Raw genomic sequence first — 4,357 nt, forward strand, 5'->3', positions numbered from 1 at the left:
AGAAGCTAAAGAAAGAATGGACAGTAGTGCTATCAGGAAGTATTCCTTAATGTCTACCCGAAGGGCCATCTTGCATTCTCTCTACGACAAATAACAAGAAACAAAATTACTACAGCAATCAGTACAATTATTATAAAAGCATCTAGAGCCGGATGATCAGTGGGTACGAGAGTAGGTGAGGGCGTTGTACTTTTTGTGATATTACCATTTGTGATATTACCATTTGTGATTACATGGCCTGAAGCAGGATCTGTAAGGAGAGATGTTAGTATGAAGGCTCCGCCGATAACTAACGATTTCTTCATAGAAGAACAAGGTTGCGCAATGTATTGTCGTAAACTGGTGCCATTGTTGGTAAAAGGCTTAACGGAACGCCCAAACGCCGGGGATTCAGAAGCTTCACTTATTTCTGGGCATGGTGGGTTGTCTGCTCCAAGGCTGGCTGTTCGCGCTGAAATTGATGCGTCTATCATATTAATCACCTTTGTGGACTGAAAATATTAGCGAGTAGTCAACTGATGGTGAGTCGAACCTGTTGACAGTTTGTTTGACAAAGAGTCAGGAAATAGGTTCCCTCAATACTTCAGATATTTCCATGCAAGGGAAGATTTTTGAAGCCCTGCTTTTACTGCCAGCAATTATGGTCATCAGCCTTTGATGGGGGGCTGAATAGTTACAGAACTTTTAACCACACATGCCCATGGCGCGTGAAAATATTATGCGTCACCCTCAAGGATGAAAAATGGTTAAGCAAAATATTTTTCACGGCAAAGTATAGGCATTTTCATGGTCAGAGCTGCGCTCTTACCCGTCTGCTATTCTTTGTGTCTTTGTAGTGCAAAAAAGTCTTTTAAGTGCGTCCGTCTTCGCCCACCGTGGGCAGTCCGATATCCGATTGTTGAATAATTACCCGCTCGCCCGGCAGATCGGCTGGTGCTTTATAAAAGTGAAGTTCCCGTTGCGGGAATGGAATGGTGATGCCTTCCCGGTCAAACCGGACTTTTACTTCACGGGTAATGTCCCAGTATACATCCCAGTAGTCGTCTGTTTTTACCCAGGGACGAACCACAAAATCCACGGATGACTCGTTGAGAACATGCAGACGAATAATGTGCTCTGGTGTTTTCAGTATTTTCGGGTGGTTGCTGATAATATCTTCAAAAATCCCTTCTACCCGCCCGACGTTGTCGCCATAGGAAACCCCAAAGACCATATCCACCCGGCGGATCCGTTCCGAGGTGATGTTTTTGATGGTCTCTCCCCAGATCTTGGCATTCGGCACCATAAAAACCTGGTTGTCGAAGGTGCGAATGGTGGTGTTGACCAGACTCATTTTGCCCACTTTACCGGCAACGCCGCCAGCCTCGACAAAGTCACCCACATCAAAGGGACGGTAGATCAGGATCATCATCCCGGAGGCGAAGTTGGACAGGGTATCCTGCAGGGCAAAGCCGATGACAATACCGGCAACACCGAGACCGGTCAGTACCGGTGTCAGGTCCAGACCCACCTGTGCCAGGGCGAACAGGAGGCCAAAGATGACCACCAGGTTACCACCAACATTGATAAAAAATTCCTGAACCAATGTACTGAAACGAGCTTTCTTATGGGTGACGGCACGGGATATACCCCGTCGAACCAGACGCGCTAACACTATGGCTGCGCCCATCAGAGCGGCAAACAGGAACAGGCGGGAGAGTATGCCACCCAAATTGGCTTTGAACCAGTGAGTCAGGTCGTCCCATAGCCCGATAATGACCGTACGCAGTGTATCAAAGTTGACCACGGCTTCGGCCAGATTGCCGGTTGCCTTGAAGATCAGTTCATTGTACTGATCCACCGGCAGGCCTTGTTCTTCCATCATTATCAGGATCTGCCGAAGGTTGGCCACCGCGCTGCGTACCAGGCGGTCCTGGTCGGCAATTTTACTTTCCAGAGAGCTGCGGGCATTAGTGGGCAGGGATTTAAGCTCTGTCTGTAACAGCGCTTTTTGACGGGTATTGTTACGCAGGTAGGTAGCCATAAACTCGGCATAGCGGGTGATCTCATGGTTCAGCTTTTGTTGCAATACGGTGGTATTCACCTGCCAGCTGTTCAGTAACTTCAGGTTATCCAGCCTTTCGCTCTGTAGCCAGTTGATATAGGTGTAAAAGTCATTGATATTGAACAGCACCAGCAATTGCTCATCAGCTCCGGCCTGTTCGTATTGTTCAAACAGTTGTCGCAGGTCGGATGAGGCGGGGGTCAGTCGGGCTTCTAAAAAGCGGTTTTCCGCGTTCACCACCTCCTCGCCCAGTTGCAGGGCTTCGGGTGTATTAACTGCTTTAACCTGGCCCAGAAAATGCCCTACCTGTTGGGTGGTCGTGCGAATATCCGCGGCGATCTGTTGCTGAATCAGGTCGCGGCCCATTTCAGATTTGGTTTTCTCCCAGTTGGCTTCCATCTGGACCACACGCTCATTGGTGACTTTAATATCTGCTAATACTGAAGCATGAGCATCAATAAGCTTCGCTGATTGGCGAGCGGTGTTGTCGGCAAAGGCGTTGAAGGAAAAAAACAGGAACATCCAGACAAGGCTTCTGAACATCGGAAAACTCCGAAAGAAATGTCAGTATCTGTTCCAGTTTAGGTGTTGAATGTGAATTCTACGGAACAATTTTTGCCCAGTGTTGCTCAGGCTGGAGCGCAAACATGGTTCTATCCTCCTGCGAACACAGCCTATCGGTCGGTTACCCTTATTTTGCCATACGGGGATCTTACGTATAGTTCGGTTCTCTGTCCGAGAGGTTCGTTATGGTTGGCAACGGTCACTTCAACATCAGGACCCGATGTTTCAACTGTTACCCGTGTGCTATCCACTGCGATACGGATATTTCCTGACATCGATGAGATTATCCCCCCGTGTTTGATCCGATAACCATGATCCGTGATGATATCCCCCCTGCCGCTAAGGATTTTTAGAGGCTGAGCAAATGCCTGTGGCAATTTTACAATAACATTATCATCAGTGCTGCTAGAGGCAACCTTAAGGTAACCGCTATACTGAAGCTCTGGGGCTGTGGGTGCAATAACTGTCACTGTAGGCTGGGGTTGCGGAAGTTGTTCAATAAGCTCAACCCGGCCACAGTCGTTAAAAATGTTAATACCTTTAATCATGTAAAGCGGGTAATTGTGGCCTGGATCAAGGCCTTGAGAATGGCTAAAATTTCCTGAAGCTTGTAGAAGCCCACTGCTGCTCCCGCTCTGCCGAAGAAAATCCCAATGGTGCTCCATTTGCCGGGTGGAGTGCCGGAACAATTGGGTATAGTTGTTATATGACAATGGGCGCGTATCTACTGGTGGGATTGCTGGAACTTGCAGAGAAGCAATTGCACGAAGCAAAGCCGTAGCCGTAGCCATAGCGGTAGCCGTAGCCATACTTGGGGATTCATTACTATGGTTTTGTACAGAGCTATGATTTTGTACAGAGCTATGGCCTTGTAAAGAATTCACCAAACGGGATGGCTCAAGTATTGCTGTGCCACCGGCGGGCCGACCTTCCAGTGTTGCCAATGCTGCCTGTTGCGCTTCGCTTTTGATGGTATCGGTACCGGTTGCCTCGATATCTGTAAAGTGTCTCATCAGGCGTTCTATCTGGTTGTTCACTGGTCTACCCATCGGTAGCAGATCGCGACTCAAGTTGCCGGTAAACGGTCTTCTGTCATTTGGGCACGTTTTCGGGGTTTCCAGATGGTTGTAGCAAAAGGCACACAGGACAGAAGTACAACATCTTGTTTGCAAAGGCTTGCCAAGTACCTCCAGGCAAACAATACACCTATAGTGGTACAGGTTCTCCAGAGCCTCAGCCCGGATGGCCCTGATGCTTTCTGTTCCGGCCCGGGATGTCAGGACCTTTTGCTGGCCAGTGGTGGAAGTAAAATAGATTTCTAATGGTTGTGGCGATTGACAAATATTCATTATGAATCCCCTGATTGCAGGCGCCGATGATGATTTATGATTATTAATTAACGGGACATTCGACAAACGTCAGGCAGAAAAGTTTCAGAATAAACGATGAATACGATGATAAACATAAAAATTAAGTAAATGGCCAAATGGAATCGTATATTTCTGGCTAAGTGAGCAGTTACTATGCAAGGCCCAGGCCAGGAGGCTGTCCACTTAGCCAGAAAATATGATTTTATTTAATTGACTACTTACGTATTTAATTAGTGCCAGGAGTTATCAATTTCAGGGTGGGAAAATAGCTTGTGAATTTTCTATTATCCCGTGTTAACAGTTGAAAATTTGAAGTCAAGGCATGGGCCAGGGCGATAGAATCGGCCTTACGATCGTTCCAATCAAGGCTAATTTAAAC

Annotated in this window: 3 protein-coding genes; 1 reads left to right on the forward strand and 2 read right to left on the reverse strand. The window is 47.4% G+C overall.

Going from position 1 to position 4,357, the window contains the following annotated elements; all coding sequences use genetic code 11:
* Nucleotides 1-270: 270 nt before the first annotated feature.
* Nucleotides 271-495: a hypothetical protein gene (locus KDK14_RS13195; RefSeq protein ID WP_257265615.1), complete on the forward strand. Its 225-nt coding sequence runs from the start codon at nt 271-273 to the stop codon at nt 493-495.
* A gap of 355 nt (nt 496-850) precedes the next feature.
* On the opposite strand, the gene KDK14_RS13200 is transcribed toward KDK14_RS13195, so the two are convergent.
* The gene (locus KDK14_RS13200; protein WP_257265616.1) at nt 851-2,587 is read right to left on the reverse strand and encodes a mechanosensitive ion channel family protein; all 1,737 of its coding nucleotides are present in this window, start codon (nt 2,585-2,587) and stop codon (nt 851-853) included.
* A gap of 131 nt (nt 2,588-2,718) precedes the next feature.
* Nucleotides 2,719-3,957 (reverse strand): hypothetical protein, encoded by a 1,239-nt coding sequence (locus KDK14_RS13205; RefSeq protein WP_257265617.1) that lies wholly within the window; start codon nt 3,955-3,957, stop codon nt 2,719-2,721.
* Nucleotides 3,958-4,357: the final 400 nt, after the last annotated feature.

Source organism: Endozoicomonas sp. ONNA2 (assembly GCF_024606365.1).
Classification (GTDB): domain Bacteria; phylum Pseudomonadota; class Gammaproteobacteria; order Pseudomonadales; family Endozoicomonadaceae; genus Endozoicomonas.